Below are 21828 nucleotides of genomic sequence, written 5' to 3' on the forward strand. Positions count from 1 at the left end.
TTTCTTAAGAGGAGAGCGCAGTGGCGACTCTGATCCTTACCGCCGTGGGCACCGCCATCGGTGGCCCAATCGGTGGCGCGCTTGGCGCATTCATTGGGCAACAGGCCGATTCCGCGATCTTTGGGGGCGGCAACCGCGAAGGACCCCGTTTACGCGAATTGTCAGTCACCACTTCAAGCTATGGTCAGCCATTACCAAGGCATTTCGGCCGGATGCGGGTGGCAGGAACCGTGATCTGGTCGACCGAGCTGGTCGAAACACGGTCAAAGAGCGGAGGAGGCAAAGGCAAACCTTCTACAACTACCTATTCTTATTCAGCTTCCTTTGCCGTGGCATTATCGAGCACCCCTATCGACAGGATCGGCAGAATTTGGGCCGATGGAAACTTGCTTCGGGGGGCCAGCGGCGACCTAAAGGTCGATGGTATAATGCGGACTTATCTTGGAACCGGCGACAACTTGGTTGATCCTGTCATCGCCGCCGATCGAGGCGCCAACGCCCCGGGATTTCGAGACTGTGCTTATCTGGTTTTCGAAGACCTTCAATTGGGCGATTTCGGAAACCGCATCCCTGCTCTTACATTCGAGGTGTTTGCTGCCGACGATTCTTCGGTGTCTCTCGGACAGCTCATCCCGCAAACGGCCAGTGTTTCCGGCGACGTGACGTTACAAAACGCCCGCGGATTTTCAGATGAGGGCGGTGCATTGGGTTCGTCTCTCGCAGCAATCGACCGCGTTTTTCCAATTACCTGCGTCACAACCGCTAATGGTTTGAGCTTTGCGGCTTCCAATACGCTGCCGTCTGATGTCGCAGTCTTGCCAGCGCAATTGTCTGACAAAGACAGCGGAACCGCAGACGAACGTCACAAACGTCGCGGAGACATTCTCGACAAGGAACCGCTGGCGGTGCGTTACTACGATGAGGATCGTGACTATCAGCCCGGAGTTCAGAGGGCATTGGGCCTTCGCCCAGAAGGAAGAGAGGCAATTGTCGATTTGCCCGCTGCTATGACGGCCGAAGGCGCCCGACAATTGGCGAACTCAAACGCCAACAGGGCGCGTTGGAACGATGAACAGATCATCTGGCGCATTGGCGAACTTGATCCCAACATCGGTCCCGGAAGTGTCGTTCGAATGCCTAACACCAATGGGTTTTGGCTAATTAAAAGCTGGGAGTGGTTTGATCGCGGAATTGAGCTCAGCCTTGAACGTTTAGCGCCGCAACTGGGAGCTGAGATTCCCAGCGATGCCGGATCAAGCAATGTCCCCTTGGACCTTACGGCACCCCAAACGCTCTTAACCGCAGTCGAGGTGCCTCCAGATAGCGCGAGCGATACGTCGACCCCGCTTCTATTTGCTGCGACGTCCGCTAGCAGCATTGGGTGGCGCGGCGCTGCTCTCTTTGTTGAACAAGGGAATACTCTTAACGAAATCGGATTGACCGGCAGTGACCGATCGGTCTTCGGAACGCTCGCGACCCCACTGCCTGGCTCGGCTTGCACACTGTTTGAACCCGAATCGGCAGTTGAGATTCAACTTCCTGCAGCCGATTTGTCTTTTGCAAGCAGTGATATGACAGGGCTCGCCATGGGCGAGAACAGGCTCCTAGTTGCCGATGAAGTGATCCAATTCTTGCACGCGGAAATGGTGTCCGGCGGGTATTGGCGCTTGAGCGGATTGCTACGTGGAAGGGCCGGCACTGAGTTCGCCGCCTTCGACGGCCACGAAGCAGGTGCCACGACGGTGCTCCTAGATGACCGACTAACGATCCTTGACCCGTCCTTGGTGCCATCCACATTAGCAACAAGAATAGCGGCGATTGGCCGTGGTGACGAAGACCCTGTGTTTGCCGGTCTACAAAACGTTGGGTTGTCCTTGCGACCCCCAAGTCCCGTTCATTCTCAGACTATTCTGCATTCCAACAACGAATTGGAACTGTGCTGGACCCGACGAGCTCGGGGCCAATGGAACTGGACCCAGGCGACCGAAGTGCCGTTGATTGAAGAAAGTGAAAACTACACGGTTAGCTTCGGGCCTCCCGATGCACCGCATGTTTCATGGGTTGTGACAGAGCCGCGCTTTAGTCTGTCTGACGCGGAACAATCTGGCTTGGTGGCTCAATATGGGCATGGGCCGATATGGGCGCGTCAGTTGGGCACATTTGGACAATCCAATCCTCTCTATCTCACTGCAATCAACTAACCTCGGGAGAGCCTGCATGGCCACGCCAGTGACATTTCCGTCCTCTACTCCAAAATTCTCGCTGCCGTTGCTTTTCGCAGGACAAGCGCAAAAGGAGTTTTTTCTAAATCAGTCATTCTCTTTGGTGGATGCTCTTCTCCAAATTGCGGTTGAGCAGACATCAACATCTCCGCCTACTGACAGTTCGGACGGGCTTTGCTATCTAGTAAAAGCCCCTGCTGAAGACGCATGGGCCGGTCATGAAGATGAGATTGCAGTCCGCTTGGGCGGCGGGTGGCAGTTTGTGGCTCCGCAACAAGGAATGACGATATATGACCGCCAAGATGGCGCGCTTTCGCATTTCGATACCGGTTGGCTAAAAGCCGTCGAACCCAACTTACCAACCACCGGAGCAACCATTGATACTGAGGCGCGACTCATGCTGTCCGAACTAGTCGAGGCGCTCCGAACTCTTGGTATTTTTGCGAATCTAGAGTGAAAAAGCCATAGAATCACATGAACTGCGCAAAGCATGAGCAAAGCATAAAGTGTCCCTATTTGCCCCGAAGTTCGCAATTTTTGGGAGGGTGGCGGCCAATCGCGGCATTCTTGCAACAGTTCTAAGCATTGATCGCTTGCTACTGACATAGGGAGAAGTTAGAGAGAAGCAGCGCCTCAGACCTAAAGAAGGGGAAATTTAGAATGCGTAAAATCGTCATCGGTTTGGCGATGGCTTCAACCGCACTCACCACGCCCGCCATGGCCCGCGAAGGTCAATGGTACATCCAGGGCGATGCTGGTGTGATGCTCGTTGAAGACGTCACTTTTGATGTCGACGGCAATATTAGTGATGCCGTCGCTGATCACGACACCGGAGGAGACTTCGGTGCAGTAGTGGGCCACGACTTTGGAGCGTTCCGCCTCGAAGCCGAAGCAAGCTACCGCACAGCTGAGCTCTCAGAAGTGTCTGCGGGCACGGCTGGTCTCGCTCTTAACCCATCGCCTACATCACCAGGCGGTTTTAATGTTTTCAACGATGCCCGTCCTGCACTCGGTGAAATGAACGCTCTCAGCTTCATGATCAACGGTCTGTTCGACTTTGGTTCTGATGACGGCATTCAAGGTTTCGCTGGTGCTGGTGTTGGTGTCGCGCGTGTTGACCTTGATGGTCGCGTGAACACAAACGGCCCTGGCATCTGGGATGATTCCGACACTGGTCTTGCATGGCAGCTTCTTGCTGGCGTGCGTGCACCAATCAGCGACAGCTGGGATGTTGGTCTGAAGTATCGCTACTTCAATGCGGAAAACATTGGAATCATCGACCCACTCGGTCGTCCTCTGGACACCGATATGAGCACACACTCAATCTTGGGTTCGATTATTTACAACTTCGGCGGCGAGGCTCCACCGCCTCCACCGCCTCCACCGCCACCGCCGCCACCTCCACCGCCGCCGCCGCCGCCGCCGCCGCCGCCGCCGCCTCCACCGCCGCCACCGCCACCGTGCAACACTGGCCCATACATCGTCTTCTTTGACTTCGATGAATCGGTCATCACGGCTGACGCTGCGACGATTTTGGACAACGCGGTCACGGCTTATGCGAACTGCGGGACAGCTAACGTAATGCTTGCTGGTCACACTGACCGTTCAGGCACCGTGAGCTACAACGTGGCTCTTGCTGAGCGTCGCAATGCATCGGTTCGCTCTTACTTGAGCGGTCGCGGTATTCCTGACGGTCGCATCAGCGGCGAAGCATTTGGTGAATCGCAACCACGCGTTCCAACTGCTGACGGTGTTCGCGAACTGCAGAACCGTCGCGTTGAAGTCACTTACGGTCCAGGTTCTGGCATGTAAGTTTAGCTTCAAGCTAATTCGAAAGAGGGGCTGGAGAAATCCAGCCCCTTTTTTGTTGCCCAATCCGCAGTCAGGTAGACGAATAGCGCGGCTTCGAAGCCTTATCTTAGGAAGAAGGAGAAAACGCCTTGCGAGCAAAGCTGCCATCTAGCGAATTGATCGGACTAAGCTGTTGATCTCCGCGACAAGCGTGGTGCATTCTGCCAAGTCACAAAACTAGGCAGGCCAAAAGCCACGAACCAGCTTACAACGGAGTGGCTATGCTTTGCGAAGCAGCGCCTAAAGCGCCGCTCTCGCAAAACTCAAACCTATCCCAACTCAGATTGCGATTCACCGGCCGCAATTGCCCGTTCAAGCACGCTTGCATTCGCAGCGGGGACAAGACGGATCGCAGCAATAAGCAGCGCGAGACCAATAGGCGTGATCCAAAGGGTGGAAAGCACGCCGATGCTCAAATCTCCGTCATTCTGCGCCGACACGTAGCCCGCCATGTACGGGCCGAGCGCCAAGCCCACCAATGTCGTTGCCAAGAAGAATGTCGCAGTCGCTGTCCCGCGCATTCGCGGCAAAACGAGCGCCTGGCTGCTCGCGGCTGCGGCTCCCAACGCTGAAGCCGCAAGACCGCCGACTACGACATTCAAAATGATGAAGAGCGTGAAGCTGTCAGTCGTATATTGGACCACCGCAAAGGGAATTGGACTGAGCAATCCGAACAAGACCACTAAGATACGGCCAGATTGCATTCGCGTGAACAAGGCGTCGGCCATTCGACCTCCTAATATTACACCGAGGAAGCCGCCAGCGGCACCCCCTCCCCCGAGCCAAAAGCCCAGTTCACCCTTGGAAACGTCAAACACGCGCTCCGCATAGGGAGCCCCCCAATATGACGCGGAATAGGCCATGAATGCGACTGTGCCGTAGCCAAGAATAGTACAAAGGAACGCCGGCGATCCCCAAGTCAGAACGAATGTGGGATAATCGCGATGGCGCAACGCAGTCGCCCAACAGAACACTGCGTAATATCCGATCGCCAAGAGCAGCCATTGGTCAGTAATCGGGGCAAAAATTCGTCCAGCCCCTGAATCAAGCAATTCGGTCAATCCAAAGGCAGAGATGAGCGCTCCGACAAAAACAACCAAATTGAGAACAAAGGCCCCCAAACCGCGGCCCGCCGCGCCGAAAAATGTGAACGGTGGAATTACAGTATAAAGTTCACGCACGAAGCCGCGGAACGGGTGCGGATCTTCTGGTGTCGTAATCCCATCGATCGCCCCGCGGATGGGTTCGCGCAATGTCGAAACCCAGATTGCCAGCACCAAACCTGGTACACCGACTGCAATGAAGGCTGCCTGCCAACCGGCCAGACCGAGGGGGCCGCCTTGCGGAAAGGCCTCGTTCCAATTGTCGACCACCATGCCACCAATTGCCAACGAGATGCCGCCGCCAATATACAGCCCTGAACTGTAAATCGCGAGAGCCGTGGCCCGCAGTCGAGCAGGGAACCAATCGGAAATGAGTGAATAAGCAGAAGGGCTAGCGGTGGCCTCACCCACACCAACCCCGATGCGTGCAACGGTCAGCGAGCCGGCATCACGCGCAAACCCCGAGGCCGCAGTCATGGCGGACCACAGCGCCAAGCCGAATGTCATAAGTCGGACGCGCTTCCAACTATCCGCCAGCTTACCCAGTGGGATGCCAAACAAGGCGTAGAAAATCGCGAAAGCGGTCCCGTAAAGGAAACCCAAATACGCATCATCAACACCAAGGTCCGCCTTGATATCATTGGCCAAAATAGACAGAATCTGTCGGTCAATGAAATTCAGGACATAGACAATCACCAAAACGCTGAGCGCATACCAGCTATAGGCTGGTACAGTGTCGTCCGCCTGATTCACGTGATCAGGCTGAACTTTGGCGTTGTCAGTCAATCGGATTTCCTTCGCAATGTCGCTACCTAAGCGAATATCGTGGAGCGTGGATCACGCTAGTCTGCGTACGGTGTGCTATCGACAATTTGCGCTTCCGCAAAACCCTTTTTGCGAAGACGACATGAGTCACATTGCCCGCATGCTATGCCGGTCGACGTTGGATCGTAGCACGACCAACTCCACGCAGGATCCAGCCCCAGACGCTGACACTCTATTGCGATATCTGCTTTGGTCATATGTTGCAGCGGGGCGTGAATCGAAAAGGCAGCGCCTTCGACACCTGCCTTTGTTCCCAATCGCGCAGTTTCTGCAAAACTGGCAATGAACTCTGGCCTACAATCCGGGTAACCCGAATAGTCCAAAGCGTTTACACCGATGAACACGTCAGCTGCGCCCGCGGATTCGGCGTAAGCCGTTGTCAGTGCGAGAAAAACGAGATTCCTGGCCGGTACGTAGGTGACCGGTATCTCATCGCCCACACCGCTTTTCGGAACTTCTATGTCATCTGTTAGGGCCGATCCTCCGAATGCCCTAAGATCTAGAGCAATTTCAACGCGGCTGGCCAAACGCAACTGACCCTCAATGTCTCGGGCCGATTCCAATTCCAAGCGATGTCGCTGACCATAGTCAATTGTAAGCGCATGCACTTCAAACCCACGCTCCATTGCGATTGCCGCAGTAACCATCGAGTCCAGGCCACCTGAAAGCAACACCACTGCTTTGGGTTTGGTTCTATCGGTATTCTTGTTGATCATGAGACACCGCTTAACGAGCAATCGCCGATTGGCAATAATTCACATCGGACTTAACCGCCCTGGCAACTGCCCGTGCGGCGAGCTTCGGCAGCAACCTGGAATGGCAATCCGGTCGCTATTCCTTGGCTTTCGATCTGGACCAATGATCCCGTTTCTTTGCGAATATCAGTGCGGCCATAGCCATTGCCAGGACAGGTATATTGAACTGTCACACGATTGCTTGCGTCCTCCACGACGAACCGACTGCACCCCGTTTCAACATGGCGGAGTTGAATCAGCTCTTGGCCTGAGCGAACACAGATCTTCTGATCCTCTGAACCGTCCCGGTATTTGATGGTCCACTCACCTTTCACAAGGCCGCTCAGCATGGACAGACCATCGGATTGCGCTGCGGCGGGCAATGCGATTCCCAAGGCAATCATACCTATGGCGGCTGTGAGGCCAATTGGGGAGATTTTCGCACGTTTCGTCATGGTGTTGCTTTCAATGAAACCTTTCGCAATATTGTGGCAATTCTACCAATTGCGCGATGAGCCGTTTCTGAACGACGACTAAGCGTTAAAGCGCGAGGTCAAAAGTCTTTGCACAGAAGGCGCAATCGACCGAGATTTGCCCATCATCGCCGCGCATCTCGTCGCGTTCACTTTCTGGGAAGCGCGATACGACCGAAGTGTAGTAATCGACATCGCATCGGCATCCACGCGATAGTTCTGCCCCCGGCTGGATCCGCACTTCTTTCTCTTCGTGGAACAAGCGCCAAGCAATAGCCTCCAACGACAGGTCAGGGTCCAACAACTCATCGTGGCCGATGGAGTTGGTCATGGCGGCCACATGTTCCCAATCGGGATGCTCCATGCGTACATGCAGCCGTTCTCGACCTTCCTCGCCATCAGGTAGATGCTGGATCAAAAGCCCGGCAGCAACCCGCTCCGCCCCGTTTGATCGGCTAGCCATTCGGATCATTGTGGGAACCTGTTCGGATTGACCAAAGTACGATTCGCAAGCCTCGGCGAGTGTTTCGCCCTCCAACGGGACAATCCCTTGATAGCGTTGCCCAGTTCCCGTCTCGAATGTAATCGCCAGAAACCCTTCTCCGAACAACGAAGTCAGCGAAGGGTTTGCTCCTAGTTGTGCCAATCGATCGGCATCAAAATCGGCATAGCCCCGAAGACTGCCCCCCCGGTAATCACACACCAAAAGTGACACGACTCCAGTTTGCGTTTGGGCCTGCATGGTCAATTGAGCGTCATCGCCATCAGCTTTTAACAACCCTCCCATCAAAGCGCCCAGCACGAGCGCCTCGCTCAGCAGATGGGTCACTGGAGGAGGGTAATCGTGTGCCGATAGGACCTCAGAAATTACAGCGTCCAACCGCACAACGCGCGCACGCGCATTGCGGTTGGGCAAGGTGAAGCCCAAAAGTTTATCGGCAAATGTTTCTGGCTGCGTGTCCATAGTCGACAATATGGTGGTCAGCGCGCCAGCTTTAAGCCCCCGCGCGCCAAAACCTCTTCAACTCATCAGTTGAGCAGCCCAAAACTCCAAAGAAGAATGGATTTCTGCGCGTGGATCCGATTCTCGGCTTCGTCGAAAACGACCGACTGCGGACCCTCGAAAACCTCCTCTGACACCTCTTCGCCGACATGCGCCGGCAAGCAATGCAAAAAGACCGCGTCATCGTTTGCTTTAGACATCAATCCTGCATTCACTTGGAATGGCTCCATCGCCGCGCGCTTTTCATCCGCGTCGTCTTGCCCCATCGAAATCCATGTGTCTGTGACCAGCACGTCTGCGCCGCTCGCCGCTGAGACCGCGTCATGGGTCAACGTAATGTTTGCGCCGCCAGTGCGAGCAATCTCCACGAACTCTGCATCGGGCTCAAAGCCTGATGGAGTCGCAACCCGTACGTTGAATTTGAAAAGCCCAGCCGCCTCAAGCACCGAATGCAGAACGTTGTTCCCATCACCAAACCATGCGAATTCTAGACCCGGCAATGGTTTGCGATGCTCAATCACGGTCAATAAGTCGGCTACGATCTGACACGGATGCGAACGATCGGTGAGGCCGTTGATAACGGGAACACTGGCATGGCGCGCCATTTCTTCGATCTTTGCATGATCATCTGTTCGTAGCATGATCGCATCAACCATCCGACTGAGGACACGCGCGGTATCCGCGATACTTTCCCCTCTTCCAAGCTGGCTGGAACCGGCTTCGAGAATAAGAACCGTTCCACCCAATTGACGCATGGCCATGTCAAAACTCACCCGCGTTCGGGTCGAGTTCTTTTCAAAAACCAAAGCGAGGACGCGTCCCGTTAGCGGCGCATCGGCATCCACTTGCCCTTTCGGGAATTCTGCACGTGCTGATTTGCGGTCAAGCGCGTCGGCGATCATTCCCGCAATCGCATCCGTTCCAGCATCACTAAGATCGAGGAAGTGCCGATGTTGCGTTGGAAGGCCCATTACGCTGGCTCAGGCACGGTGAAGCTAGCAGCGCCGGCCGAGAGTTTTTCGAAAAACTCATCAATTTCAGCGTCACCGATGACCAAAGGTGGGATCACCCGAAGGGTTTGATCCCCAGCGGCAACAGTGAGCAATTGATGGTTGTCGCGCAGATGGACAAAGAATGGTCGGCTTTCGACCTTCATTTTAACGCCCAACATCAAGCCCTTTCCGCGAACGAGTTCAAACAAATCGGGGTAATTGCCGATGAACTGTTCGAGGCGGGTGCGAATACGCTCACCCTTCTCTGTTACCTCAGCCAGAAATTCGTCGTTCGCAACGGCGTCCATGACGGCGCCACCCGCAGCCATTGCAAGCGGATTGCCTCCATAGGTTGACCCATGCGTACCGAATGTCATGCCCCGCGCCGCCTTTTCTGTCGCGAGGACAGCGCCGATTGGGAACCCGCCGCCGAGCCCTTTTGCGGTCGCGAGGATATCGGGATCGATACCGTAATGTTCATGCGCGTAAAGTTTGCCGGTGCGCGCAACACCGCATTGCACTTCGTCCAGGACAAGCATCAAATCATGCTCATCACACAGCGCTCGTAGGCCTTGCATGAATTCCTGCGAAGCGGGACGGATGCCACCTTCACCCTGAATAGGCTCCACAAGAAAACCAGCAGTGTTGGGGCCGATCAACGCCTTTGCCGCTTCAAGATCGTCAAATTCGCAATATTTGAATCCGTCGAGCATGGGGGCGAAACCATGGTGCATCTTGGTTTGGCTCGATGCGCTGATCGTGGCCATTGTCCGCCCATGAAACGCGTTTGTGAACGTGATGAGTTCAAAACGGTTTTTGTCGCCGCCTTCGGGCGCATTTTGATGGTAGGCCCGTGCGGCCTTGATCGCACCTTCAACCGCTTCAGCACCAGAGTTGGTAAAGAACACGGTGTCGGCAAAGGTGTTGTCCACCAATTGCTGAGACAATTTTTCCCCTTGCGGGCTGCCATATAGATTCGAGACATGCATCAATTGGGCGGCTTGTTCTTGGATCGCGCCGATCAAGCCTTGGTGCGAATGCCCAAGCAGATTCACCGCAATGCCGCTCGCAAAATCGAGGTAACGCGTGCCATCTTCGTCGATCAGATGGCAATGTTCCCCACGCACAGGCCGCACTCCACAACGCGGATAAACAGGCATTAATGGTGATATCGACATAGAATTTTTCCCAACTTCAAAAATATGAACAAGGTCGGCGCTGTTGGCGCCGCCTGCTTATGATGCTGTCCTATAATGCGGGTTTAGTGCGCAGGAAAGCAAATGGCGGCCCTTTTGGAAAAGAGCCGCCATCGCAATTCACTAAAGGCCGCTCTCATTGACGATTAAGCGGCTGATGGTGCGTGGAAATTATTCCTGAACAGGCACCAAATTGACCGCTGAGTGCTTGCCGCGTCGGTCAACTTCGAGGTCGAACTGAAAACGTTCGCCTTCGTTGATAGCCGACAGGCCAGAGCGTTCGACCGCACTGATGTGAACAAACGCATCCGGTTGGCCATCATCGCGCACGAGGAAACCAAAGCCCTTCATGGAATTGAAGAACTTAACTGTTCCTGTTGCTTTCTCTCCGGTCAGCTCACGCTTGGGAGGACCTTCTGCGGCTGGCGCAGCGATCACATCTCCAACAACCTGAAGATCCTGTGCGGAGACTTTGCCACCGCGATCGACCAGATTGAATTCAAGCTCTTGGCCTTCTGCCAATCCTTCAAGTCCCGCGCGTTCAACCGCGCTGATGTGAACAAACACATCCTCGCCGCCAGTTTCTTGTTGGATGAAGCCAAAGCCTTTTTGACCATTGAAGAATTTTACAGTGCCTTTGCCGGTGCCGACAACCTGAGCGGGCATGCGGTTAAAACCGCCGCCACCGCCGCCACCGCCGCCGCCGCGTGGACCGCCATCGCCACCACCACGGGGACCGCCACCGCCAAAGCGGTCACCGCCGCCATGACGATCGCCGCCGCCGAAGCGATCACCACCGCCTCCGCCGCCGTAACGGTTGCCACCGCCGCGATCATTTCCGTAGTCACTTGGCGGGGAGAACCCGTCTCCACCACCACCAAAAGGATCAAAGCTATCCTCGCCGAAACCGTCGCGCTTGTCCCGGCCGCGCCGACGTCCCCTGTCGTAACCCATAACTTATTACGTACCCTATCACGCCGCCCGATCCGTTAATGCGCTGGTGGCGAGGGCAACGAGTCGCACCAGACGCAGATGGCCTATCGGAAAGCCGAGTCCATCTTCGTAGGCGCTGACATAGCGTACAATGGCCCGGCTGGCGAATAAATTCACGGATTGCAGCGTCAACATGAAAAACTGTGACATTTTCGATCACAATGCGCGAGGAGGATACGCTTGCGAAGACGGCGTTTGAAAGGCATGGATTTCGCTCCTCACACAACAAGGGCAGGACCCAATGAGCGATTTTAGAGAACTTACCTCCACCGTTCTGGCGAGTCCGCAAATCACAATTGACGACATAGCAGCTGCCAAGGAAGCTGGCGTCTCATTGATTGTGAACAATCGGCCCGATGGCGAAGAACCATCTGCGCCTCAGAGCGACGCGATCGAGGCAGCCGCAAAGGCGGCTGGGTTGGATTACGTGGCGATCCCAATCGGGCATTCGGGATTTAGCGAAGTACAAGTGGACGATATGATTCGCGCTCTGGACAACGCAGGGGGCACCGTTCTCGCCTATTGTCGGTCGGGAACGCGGTCTACATTGCTATGGGCTCTTGCTCAGGCGAAATCCGGTGTCGCCCCCGATGACATCGCCAAATCGGCAATGGCCGCCGGATACGACGTGACCCCGGTGCGCCCAATGTTGGATATGCTCGCAGCCCGCTAAATTGCAGATGCCTGCACTGAGGATTGGACCATGGCTTCGACCTTAGCGGCGGTAATCGAGCGGCGGTTCGCGATCACCAAGCAATGAGCGGTAGACATAATCGTCACCACGCGCAGCATCGAACTCAGCCCGCGCAGCGGCGCGCATTTCAGGATTGGTGAACAATTCCACCGCCATCAATGCCATCGCCTTGGCCGCAACTTGCGTCCCCTTATGACCGATCGAGTGCCCACTTGCGGCAACCGCTTGCCAACTGTGTGCACTGGTCCCGGGGACCCAAGCAGCGGTGGTCACACCCACTGTAGGTGTGGCCCAAGAAACATCACCCACATCGGTAGAACCGTATCCAAGGCTGGTGCCGTAGGGTTCGATTTCTGCAGCGCTCGACAAAGGCTTGGCCGCATCGCCCAAAGATTGCTGCAGTTCTTGCGCCCATTCTAATTCTTCTGGCGAGTAATCGACCCCGCCGACCAATTCGAGGTTGGCGTGCATCGCGCGAGCCAATGTTTGGTTGACCAGCAATGGGTTATTGCCGTGAATAACCTCCCACTCAACGTCGGTTCCGGTGCCCAAAGCGGCGCCACGTGCGGCGTCTTCCAATCTGGCCCAAATCTGATCAACGCCATCCGGATCAGGGTGCCGAACATAATAGAAGACTTCGGCAAAATCGGGAACGACATTGGGAGCGTTGCCGCCGCTGGTGATGACATAATGCATGCGCGCATCTTGCGGCATGTGTTCGTGCATCATGTTGGCCATCATGTTCATGGCTTCCGCCCCATCAAGCGCGCTGCGACCGCGTTCTGGTGCACCTGCGGCATGGGCTGACACCCCTCCAAACCGAAATTTAGCCGACCGATTGGCAAGGGTCGTGCGCGCCGACGCGCTGTTTGTATCGGATGCATGCCAATGGATCGCGACGTCAACATCATCAAACATGCCAGCGCGGGTCATGTAAACTTTGCCAGAGCCGCCTTCTTCGGCGGGTGTGCCGTAAATTCGGATGCGACCTGGCGTGCCAGTTGCTTCCAGCCATTCTTTAACAGCGATGGCTGCGGTTAATGATCCAGCCCCGAACAAGTTGTGACCGCATGCATGGCCTGCGCCCTTACCTTCAACGGGATCGCGCGTGGCCGCACCCGATTGATTGATTCCCGGCAATGCGTCCATCTCCGCCAAAATGGCGATGACCGGGCCGCCTTCGCCCCATTCGGCAACAAATGCCGTGGGGATATCGGCAATTCCGGTTTGGACGCGAAAACCTTCGCCTTCCAATTCGGCCTGCATCAAACCGCTGGATCGAGTCTCCAAATAGCCAAGTTCAGCGTATTCCCAAAGCGCCTGAGCCACGCGTGCAGTTCGATCGGCTTGGGCATCGACCGCCGCGATCGGACTGGGTGCTGTGTGATCGTCCGCCGACAAAGGAGCGGTGGTTGAGGCAGCCCCCAACATCAAAGCACCAAGGGCAGCGACAACAATCGGCTTAACAGGCAATTTCATGGGTTTCTCCTTGCGCCCCTGCTTGCCGCAATTGAACCGCTATGCCAATCCTTCATCCCCTCCTGTTGCCGTAAGGACATAGCTTGATGAACCTAACCCCGCTTCTGCTGCAGTTCGGCGTATCACTGATCGCGATCCTTGCTCTGGTCGCTCTGGCACGGGCGATGGGATTGGGCGGCAACGCGGTGTTACAAGACGATGCCGCTGTTCAAACCGCCGCAAATGAGGTCGAAGACGGCTTTAAATCGGTTCGCGTTTCGATCACCCGCGACAAAACCGCCGCCTTAGCCAAAGAGGCGGATGGCCGGATCATGCTCATCAAGCGGCATGGCAACCAATTTGCGGGCCGCGTTCTGACGAAAACGGCAAGCGTGCGAGAGGAAGTCGATGGCTTGGTCGTTGATTCGGGTGAAGCTCGGTTTGGGGCTGTTCGATTGACGCTAAACGATGCTGCATCTTGGGCTGATGCAATCAACCGGTTATAGCGCGATCACCATGCCTGATTTTTCACCCACCCAATACGCTGTGCCGTTCTTTGTTCTGGCGGTTTTAGCTGAGATGTTCTGGTCGCGCCTGCGCGCGCCGGAAAAGTATGAACCGATGGACACTTTAGTCAGCTTGGGGTTCGGTCTCGGATCAACGGTCGCCGGGGCAATGTTTGGGTTTTTCGCGGTCGCGGTGTTTGCAGGCGCTTATGAGTATCGCATTTTCGACTTAGGCGCCGAATGGTGGACCGTTTGGTGGGCATGGCCGCTGTGCTTTGTCTTGGATGATCTCAAATATTACTGGGTCCACCGCGCCGGGCACCGCATTCGGTGGATGTGGGCGAGCCACGTGAACCATCACTCCAGCCAGCACTATAACCTATCAACGGCTCTGCGCCAAAGTTGGACCGGCGCGTTTACGTTCGGCCTGCTCTTTGCTTTGCCGTTGGTCTTGGTTGGATTTCACCCAGGGATGGTAGCGATTTGTGGTGGCGTGAATTTGGTCTATCAATTTTGGATTCACACCGAAGCCATCGACCGGATGCCCAAGTGGTTCGAAGCAGTGATGAACACACCAAGCCATCATCGCGTTCACCATGCGACCAATCCACGCTATTTGGATCGGAACTACGCCGGGGTCTTCATCACATGGGACAAAATGTTTGGCACGTTTGAGGCAGAGCGTGATGATGAACAGATCCGCTATGGCATCGTCAAACAATTGGGCAGCTTCAACATCCTTTGGGCCGTATTCCATGAATGGATCGGAATGATCGGCGATATTTGGCGCAGCCCGTGGCGGCACAAACTCTCTTATCTACTCAGGGAGCCTGGTTGGACACACGATGGCAGTCGGGAAACATCGGATACAATCCGGGCCAATTGGCGAAAACGGATAGAGGGTGAGAAAACCGCCTCAGATTCGGTTGCACCGCGAAACTCGATTGCAGCAAAAGGCGAAGCTGCGTAGTCTCTCCGGTTAAGAGGAGAGATCATGGAAAGTTTTGACTACATCGTCATTGGTGGGGGCAGCGGCGGCAGCGCAGCGGCGGGGCGGCTTGCCGTCGACGGGACCCAACGCGTGTGCCTAATCGAAGCGGGCGGTCGCAACGATAACCTCTTGATCAAGACGCCGGGTTTTATGCCCTTCATTCGCAATTCGTCGAACTATCAATTCGATACGGTTCCGCAAAAGGGATTGAATGGTCGCGTAGGATACCAGCCGCGCGGTAAAGGGTTGGGCGGATCATCAGCGATCAACGCCATGGTCTATATTCGCGGAAACAAATGGGATTACGACAACTGGGCCGACATGGGTTGCGACGGTTGGTCGTATGATGACGTGTTACCTTGGTTCAAACAATGCGAATCCAATGAACGCGGCGCGGATGATTATCACGGTGCGGGCGGTCCTCTGTTCGTATCAAACCAAAGATCGCCCAATCCAACCAGCCATGCTTTCGTCGAAGCCGCCGCCGAATTGCAATTGCGCACCAACAACGATTTTAACGGCGAACAACAAGACGGTTTTGGTCTTTATCAAGTGACACAGCGCGACGGCGAACGGTGGTCCGCAGCGCGCGGATATGTTGAACCGATCCGCAATCAAGGTAACTTTGCCGTCCGCACGGACACATTGGTTGAAAAATTGGTGGTTGAACAAGGTCGCGTCACCGGTGTGATGGTGCGCCGCGGCAAGTCATCGGAAATGCTCTATGCCCGCCGTGGAGTGATACTTTCTGCGGGTGCGTTCAATTCACCGCAAATATTGATGCTTTCAGGGATCGGGCCAGCGGAACATTTGAAATCGCAAGGCATCGATGTCGTGCTTGACCGGAAAGAAGTCGGTGCGAACCTTCAAGATCACATCGACTATGTCTCCGGCTGGTCCACAAAAAGCGATGTGCCAATTGGCGGAACGTTGAAAGGGACGCTCAAAATGGCGGCAGCGATTGTGGAACACCGCCGCAAACGCACCGGCGCCATGACAACGTGTTACGCCGAAGCTGGTGGATTTTGGACCGTCATGGACGACGCGCCCGCACCAGACATTCAATGGCATTTCGTTCCCGCGGTTCTTGAGGATCACGGGCGAGAAAACGTCAAAGGGTATGGCTTTTCAATGCATGCCTGTGTTCTGCGCCCTGAAAGCAAAGGCTCCGTCCGTCTGGGTTCTAAGGATGCGGCCTCGGCGCCGGTGATTGATCCAAATTTCCTAGACGATGATCGCGACATTGCGGCTTTGCGGGAAGGCATCCGGTTGTCGCACAGGATTGCCGATGCGCCGCCGATGCAAGTGTATGAACCAACCGATCGGCACCCAGTAAACCTTCAAGACGACGCCGCATTGGATGAATTGATCCGCAACCGTGCGGACACAGTCTATCACCCGGTTGGCACATGTCGCATGGGGTCCGATGCAGAGGCAATCGTGGATCCAAAGCTGAAAGTGAACGGGCTTGACGGGCTTTGGATCGCCGATGCGAGCATCATGCCAAAGATCGTGAGTGGGAACACAAACGCTCCGAGCATTATGATCGGTGAACGCTGTGCAGACTTCATCTTGAACGCTTGAATTCACGGCTGACCGCTATGCGGTTGGCCTCGACTTTTATCTTTCGCCTTAGGACCGCATCGCTGCGGACGAATGGTCATGCTCGCGACACTTTAAGGCTATGAAGTCATACCTGTGTTGGCATGGCAAAAAAGAGGCCGGAACGGTTACCCGTCCCGGCCTTACTGAGTCTATTCGTTCGCAGGAGGAACGTCGGTTGGCGGGGGAAAGGGGAGAGAGAAAAGACCTCTCCCCCGCCAAACTGGTTGATTAGTTGTAGGCGCGTTCGCCGTGTTCAGCGATGTCGAGGCCATCAACTTCGGTCTCTTCGGATACCCGTAGACCGATCAAAAGCTTCACAGCGTATCCAGCAATCAGAGTGCCGATACCGGCCCATAGGATCGTGATAATCACGCCTTCGGTTTGGATCCAAAGTTGTGCGCCAATGCCGGTTGAACCGTCACCAGGACCGCCGAGGAATGGTTGATAGACAATCGCTGTGCCAATGGCGCCAACGATGCCGCCAATGCCGTGGATGCCAAAGGCGTCCAGTGAATCGTCATAGCCGAACTTGGCTTTGACCTTAGCGACAAAGAAGTAGCAAACGACTGACGACAGAATGCCGAGCAGGATCGCACCGAACGGCCCGCTGTTGCCGGCTGCGGGGGTAACCGCAACAAGACCAGCGATAACGCCTGAGCAGAAGCCCAACGCAGAGCCTTTGTGACCCATGGCGCGTTCAATCACCATCCATGTCAACGCACCAGCAGCGGTGGCGACGAATGTGTTGATCATGGCAAGACCAGCAAAGCCATCAGCTTCGAGCGCCGAACCGGCGTTGAAGCCGAACCAACCGACCCACAGCAAGCCAGTGCCGACCATAGTCATGGTGAGGCTGTGTGGAGGCATTGGCTCATTCGGATAACCCCGACGAGTGCCAAGCAAGTAAGCAAGCACTAGACCCGATACACCCGCATTGATGTGCACTACGGTACCACCAGCAAAATCGAGCGCACCAGCGGCAAACAGCAGTCCGTCACCAGCCCAAACCATGTGAGCAATCGGGAAATACACGATCGTCAACCAGATTGGCACGAACAGCATCACAGCATTGAATTTCATGCGTTCGGCCGTTGCACCCAAGATCAGAGCCGCAGTGATCGCGGCAAAAGTCATTTGGAAGCTAACAAAGACGTATTCACTGATGACTTCATCGGTGAAGGTCGCAGCGGTTGTTTCAGCCGACATGCCAGACAGGAAGTAGCTTCCCGAGCTGATAAACTGTCCAAGGAAGCCTTCGATCGGGGTTGAGCCGAATGCGAGGGAGAAGCCCCACATGACCCAAACCAACATTGCCAAAGCGGCAGTCGCGCCGATTTGTGTCATGGTCGACAGCATGTTTTTAGAGCGGGTTAGACCGCCATAGAACAGCGTCAGGCCGGGAATAATCATCAATAGAACAAGAACGGTCGCCGTCATCATCCATGCGTTGTTTCCGGGGTTCGGAACAGCAGCAGGAGCCGCCAGCGCAGGTTCGGCGAAGATCATCGCACCTGCCGCCAACGCAGCGAATTTCTGGAGAGGTCTTTTCATCGGTTTTTCTCCTGAATCAAAGTGCGGTTTCGCCGGATTCGCCGGTGCGAATTCGGGTTGCCGAAGCAAGATCGAGTACGAAGATTTTACCGTCGCCAATGGCTTCGGTGTTTGCGGTCTGTTGAATTGTTTCAACGACCTGCGCGGCGATGTCGTCGCTGGCAGCGATTTCGAGCTTCACCTTTGGCAACATGTTGGTGGAATATTCCGCGCCGCGATAAATCTCGGTTTGGCCCTTTTGGCGACCAAACCCTTTGACTTCAGAAACAGTCATCCCGGCGACCCCGATTGAGCCCAGCGCTTCGCGGACCTCATCGAGCTTAAATGGTTTTATGATGGCGATGATGAACTTCATCCGTGCCCCCTTTGTTGTACCGGCACATCCGGCTGAACAATGGATAGCAAGGGGCGTGCCACTTTACTCAAACGGGGGCGACGCGACGGATTCCGACCATTCTTTCGCAGTTGCACAAAAAAGACTGCCCAATTTTTAACCTCTTGGTTACTTTTTAGGCAGTCGGGTAGGTTTATGTGCTTAGAAACCGCGCTCTTTGTTATGTTCTATCGCTTGGACTCACTCGCCGGCAATATATCGCGTCGTCGGGCGGGTGGTCAGGCCATCGATACTGGTCGTGCGTTTGGACGTCTTATCCATCCATGCATCGGCGCCAATTTGACGATGCGCTTTCTTTAGAGTGTCACGCTCACCCTCCATCGACATAAAGGGAACCCCCCAACCACAGCTGGTTTGGACGCTTTCAATATCGATCTCAAAAATCTGCCGCGTGCCCGGCATCAATGTAAAATTCGCCGCCAACGCATCCCATCCATCATCTTGGGGAAGGACAGGCGTCCCCCGCCCATAAATGCGCAGGATCAAAGCGGGGCGCTCGAAATTGCAGAACATGATCGTTATCCGACCGCCATCGGATTGCGGCGCCACAAGATGGGCATGCGTTTCATTGCCAGAGCCGCCAAGATCAAGATAGGCGACTTTTCCGGGGCCCAACACACGGAACGCATCGTACCCCTTTGGACTAAGATTGACCCGTCCATCGGCGGCGGCGGTGGCCACAAAGAACACCGGCTGTTTTTCGATCATCGCCACATGTTTGGGATCAAGCGCGTCGAAAAATTCAGCCATGTCGGTTCTCCTAAAACCTTATAAAAAGTCGCGCAAAACGCGGATATATTTGTCGAATTGATCGTGGTGCAGCCAGTGCCCGGCCTTTTCGAATTCGATCACTTCGGCTGTCTTAAAGTGCTTAATCCGGCCATCCTTTTCCGGATTGGATGCCCAGCTATCTGCACCGTACAATAGCAAAGTGGGGCACGTGATGGCTCCCCACATCGCCTCTAGAAATTCGTCGGCAACATCTTCGACACCCCACACATTCAGATGCGGGTCGAATTTCCAACTGTAGGTGCCATCTTCATTGCGGTTTACCCCGTGAATGGTGAGATGGCGCGCCTGTGCCTCGGTCAAATAAGAGTTTTCTTCGATCATCCGGGCGAAGGCCGCCTCAATACTTTCATATTTGCGCGGCGTGCGCCCGGCGGCCTTGCGCTTTTTCGCGATCCATTCGGCCGCCCGTTGGGGGTATGGAGTTTCGCGTTGTTTCGCGCGCACCTCTGGCGAGGGACCAAGCCCTTCAATCGCGACCAATTTCGTCACCATATCGGGGAACATGCCGGTGTAACGTAGGGCTACATTGCCACCCATCGAATGCGACACAATCCGCACCGGACCAACGCCGAGCTGATGGATCAATTGCGCCAGATCATAGACCATGTCGTTGGAACTGTAGTTTCCATCGGACACCCATTCGCTGTTCCCATGCCCGCGATGATCGATAGCGATGATGTGGTATTCGTCGCGCAACGCCTCTGCCGTCCAATCCCAGTTGCGGGCGTGATCGCGACCGCCATGGACCAAGATGAGAGGTGGTTTGCCTCTGCCACCCCAATCCTCATAGCTGAGGCGAAGGCGTTGAGAGATGAAGGTTTGCGAGGTTGGCCCCGAAGAAGATATCGTTGCGGTCATGCACAAGGCTTTGCCGCGATCTTACAGAAGCCGCAAGTCCGCTTTCCCTCGGATCAGCGCTCTTTCGTGGCAGAAAATGTCAGGTCGGGGTTCTTCTCAACCTGATAATTCACGTCCCAAGGGCTCTTGGCCATGAAGACCAAGTCGCCGTCACGGTCTCGGGCGAGGTTCGCACGATTAAAGCCCTCAAACTCATCAAGCGCGGCCTGTTCGCCCTTAACCCAACGCGCTGTGGCAAACGGTGACGCCTCAAGCCCGGCCTCAACCTTATATTCAGCCGACAATCTTGAGATCAGAACCTCAAGTTGCAATTGACCGACCACGCCAACGACATGCTGCGCGCCCAATTCTGGGTAGAACACTTGGATCACGCCCTCTTCGGACAAATCATCAAGCGCCTTGCGAAGTTGCTTGGTCTTGGTCGGGTCTTTCAATTGGACCCGCCGCAGAATTTCGGGCGCAAAATTGGGTAGGCCGGTGAAACGCACCGTGTCTTTTTCTGACAAAGTGTCGCCCACACGCAGGGTGCCATGATTGGGGATGCCAATAATATCGCCCGCTTCGGCCGTGTCGGCGATCTCTCGGTCTTGCGCAAAAAACAGGATCGGCGAATGAACCGCAATCGGTTTACCCAGCCCGGATGGCGTCAATTTCATGCCGCGTTTGAACGTACCGGACACCTGACGCATGAACGCGATCCGATCCCGGTGATTGGGGTCCATATTGGCCTGAACTTTAAAGATGAAGCCTGTGACCTCTTCATGGTTCGGCGCGATCGTGTCATCACCCGCCGGTTGCGGCCGCGGAGGCGGTGCAAATTTGGCGATGGCCTCGATCAGTTCGGTAACGCCAAAGTTCTTGAGCGCCGATCCAAAGAAGACTGGCGTCAAATCGCCGCTGCGATAGGCGTCCATGTCGAATTCGGGATAACCGACTTGCGCCAATTCCGCCTCTTCGGCGAATTCAGGCGGAATCTCCGGATTGGCATCACGTGTGCCCAAAAACTCTTTGGATGGCCCTTCGGGACGGCTGACTTCACCGGTCGAAAAGTCCAAAATCCCTTCAAACTGTCCGCCCATGCCGATCGGCCACCCTTGCGGGCTGACGTCCAGCGCAAGCATATCGGCCACCTCGTCCAGCGTCTCAAAAGGATCGCGACCCTCGCGGTCAACTTTGTTCACGAAAGTGATGATCGGCAGATTGCGCAACCGGCACACTTCGAACAATTTGCGCGTCTGCGGTTCGATACCTTTGGCCGCGTCGATCACCATAACGGCGCTGTCGACGGCGGTTAGCGTGCGATAGGTGTCTTCGGAGAAATCTTCGTGACCCGGCGTATCAAGCAGGTTGAAGGTAACGCCTTCTCTCTCAAACGTCATCACGGAAGAGGTGACAGAGATCCCGCGCTGCTGCTCAATCTTCATCCAGTCAGAACGGGCACGGCGTTGCTGTCCGCGCGCCTTAACCTCGCCTGCAAGGTGGATCGCCCCGCCTTGCAGCAGGAGCTTTTCCGTCAGCGTGGTCTTACCGGCATCCGGGTGAGAAATGATCGCAAAGGTGCGACGGGAGTTTGCGATATCGGACATG

The 21828-nt window shown here is 55.4% G+C and carries 20 protein-coding genes; 7 read left to right on the top strand and 13 right to left on the bottom strand.

Annotation, left to right across the window (positions count from 1 at the left end; translation table 11 throughout):
* Window positions 1–20 precede the first annotated feature (20 nt).
* The 3 genes from BQ8290_RS08235 (at window position 21) to BQ8290_RS08245 (ending at window position 4034) form a co-directional block, all read left to right on the top strand.
* Window positions 21–2201, top strand: a complete 2181-nt coding sequence (locus BQ8290_RS08235; protein ID WP_108789206.1) for a GTA baseplate fiber-binding domain-containing protein — start codon at window positions 21–23, stop codon at window positions 2199–2201.
* 16 nt (window positions 2202–2217) lie between these two features.
* Window positions 2218–2679 (top strand): DUF2793 domain-containing protein, encoded by a 462-nt coding sequence (locus BQ8290_RS08240; RefSeq protein ID WP_337661225.1) that lies wholly within the window; start codon window positions 2218–2220, stop codon window positions 2677–2679.
* Window positions 2680–2882: 203 nt separating this feature from the next.
* On the top strand, window positions 2883–4034 hold the full coding sequence (locus BQ8290_RS08245) for an OmpA family protein (RefSeq protein WP_337661226.1): 1152 nt from the start codon (window positions 2883–2885) through the stop codon (window positions 4032–4034).
* A 308-nt stretch (window positions 4035–4342) separates the two neighbouring features.
* Here BQ8290_RS08245 and BQ8290_RS08250 read toward each other — a convergent pair whose 3' ends face one another.
* From BQ8290_RS08250 to BQ8290_RS08280, 7 genes are all read right to left on the bottom strand, one after another.
* Window positions 4343–5962: an MFS transporter gene (locus BQ8290_RS08250; protein WP_337661227.1), complete on the bottom strand. Its 1620-nt coding sequence runs from the start codon at window positions 5960–5962 to the stop codon at window positions 4343–4345.
* Between the two features lie 56 nt (window positions 5963–6018).
* Window positions 6019–6717: a 7-cyano-7-deazaguanine synthase QueC gene (gene queC, locus BQ8290_RS08255; RefSeq protein WP_108789210.1), complete on the bottom strand. Its 699-nt coding sequence runs from the start codon at window positions 6715–6717 to the stop codon at window positions 6019–6021.
* Window positions 6718–6767: 50 nt separating this feature from the next.
* Complete coding sequence (locus tag BQ8290_RS08260; RefSeq protein WP_108789212.1) at window positions 6768–7190, bottom strand: hypothetical protein; 423 nt, start codon at window positions 7188–7190, stop codon at window positions 6768–6770.
* An 85-nt stretch (window positions 7191–7275) separates the two neighbouring features.
* Window positions 7276–8172: an Hsp33 family molecular chaperone HslO gene (gene hslO / locus BQ8290_RS08265; RefSeq protein ID WP_108789214.1), complete on the bottom strand. Its 897-nt coding sequence runs from the start codon at window positions 8170–8172 to the stop codon at window positions 7276–7278.
* Between the two features lie 65 nt (window positions 8173–8237).
* Window positions 8238–9182, bottom strand: a complete 945-nt coding sequence (gene argF, locus BQ8290_RS08270; RefSeq protein ID WP_108789216.1) for an ornithine carbamoyltransferase — start codon at window positions 9180–9182, stop codon at window positions 8238–8240.
* Window positions 9182–10381, bottom strand: coding sequence for an acetylornithine transaminase (locus BQ8290_RS08275; protein ID WP_108789218.1), 1200 nt, complete (start codon window positions 10379–10381; stop codon window positions 9182–9184). Before BQ8290_RS08275 ends, argF begins: the two co-directional genes overlap by 1 nt.
* A gap of 189 nt (window positions 10382–10570) precedes the next feature.
* Window positions 10571–11353, bottom strand: coding sequence for a cold shock domain-containing protein (locus BQ8290_RS08280; RefSeq protein ID WP_108789220.1), 783 nt, complete (start codon window positions 11351–11353; stop codon window positions 10571–10573).
* A gap of 280 nt (window positions 11354–11633) precedes the next feature.
* Here BQ8290_RS08280 and BQ8290_RS08285 point away from each other — a divergent pair, with 280 nt between their 5' ends.
* The gene (locus BQ8290_RS08285; protein ID WP_108789222.1) at window positions 11634–12065 is read left to right on the top strand and encodes a TIGR01244 family sulfur transferase; all 432 of its coding nucleotides are present in this window, start codon (window positions 11634–11636) and stop codon (window positions 12063–12065) included.
* A 42-nt stretch (window positions 12066–12107) separates the two neighbouring features.
* Here the strand turns inward: BQ8290_RS08285 and BQ8290_RS08290 are convergent, their stop codons facing one another.
* The gene (locus BQ8290_RS08290) at window positions 12108–13565 is read right to left on the bottom strand and encodes an amidohydrolase (protein ID WP_108789224.1); all 1458 of its coding nucleotides are present in this window, start codon (window positions 13563–13565) and stop codon (window positions 12108–12110) included.
* 86 nt (window positions 13566–13651) lie between these two features.
* Between BQ8290_RS08290 and BQ8290_RS08295 the strand changes: the two genes are divergently transcribed.
* Genes BQ8290_RS08295 through BQ8290_RS08305 form a run of 3 tightly spaced genes read left to right on the top strand, consistent with a single transcriptional unit; the run spans window position 13652 to window position 16625 of the window.
* On the top strand, window positions 13652–14050 hold the full coding sequence (locus tag BQ8290_RS08295; RefSeq protein ID WP_108789226.1) for a hypothetical protein: 399 nt from the start codon (window positions 13652–13654) through the stop codon (window positions 14048–14050).
* Between the two features lie 10 nt (window positions 14051–14060).
* A complete protein-coding gene (locus BQ8290_RS08300) occupies window positions 14061–15020 on the top strand; it encodes a sterol desaturase family protein (protein ID WP_108792151.1) in 960 nt (319 codons plus the stop codon).
* A gap of 24 nt (window positions 15021–15044) precedes the next feature.
* Window positions 15045–16625 carry a GMC family oxidoreductase N-terminal domain-containing protein gene (locus BQ8290_RS08305; protein ID WP_108789228.1) on the top strand — a complete coding sequence of 527 codons (1581 nt, stop codon included), beginning with the start codon at window positions 15045–15047 and terminating at the stop codon, window positions 16623–16625.
* Between the two features lie 249 nt (window positions 16626–16874).
* Here the strand turns inward: BQ8290_RS08305 and BQ8290_RS08310 are convergent, their stop codons facing one another.
* The 5 genes from BQ8290_RS08310 to BQ8290_RS08330 form a co-directional block, all read right to left on the bottom strand.
* Complete coding sequence (locus BQ8290_RS08310; RefSeq protein ID WP_108789230.1) at window positions 16875–18197, bottom strand: ammonium transporter; 1323 nt, start codon at window positions 18195–18197, stop codon at window positions 16875–16877.
* A gap of 16 nt (window positions 18198–18213) precedes the next feature.
* A complete protein-coding gene (locus tag BQ8290_RS08315; RefSeq protein WP_108789232.1) occupies window positions 18214–18552 on the bottom strand; it encodes a P-II family nitrogen regulator in 339 nt (112 codons plus the stop codon).
* 219 nt (window positions 18553–18771) lie between these two features.
* Complete coding sequence (locus BQ8290_RS08320; RefSeq protein WP_108789234.1) at window positions 18772–19341, bottom strand: pyridoxamine 5'-phosphate oxidase family protein; 570 nt, start codon at window positions 19339–19341, stop codon at window positions 18772–18774.
* Between the two features lie 18 nt (window positions 19342–19359).
* Window positions 19360–20229: an alpha/beta fold hydrolase gene (locus BQ8290_RS08325; RefSeq protein WP_108792153.1), complete on the bottom strand. Its 870-nt coding sequence runs from the start codon at window positions 20227–20229 to the stop codon at window positions 19360–19362.
* Window positions 20230–20294: 65 nt separating this feature from the next.
* Window positions 20295–21818, bottom strand: a complete 1524-nt coding sequence (locus BQ8290_RS08330; protein ID WP_108792155.1) for a peptide chain release factor 3 — start codon at window positions 21816–21818, stop codon at window positions 20295–20297.
* Window positions 21819–21828: the final 10 nt, after the last annotated feature.

Source organism: Erythrobacter sp. Alg231-14 (genome assembly GCF_900149685.1).
In the GTDB taxonomy this organism is placed as follows: domain Bacteria; phylum Pseudomonadota; class Alphaproteobacteria; order Sphingomonadales; family Sphingomonadaceae; genus Erythrobacter.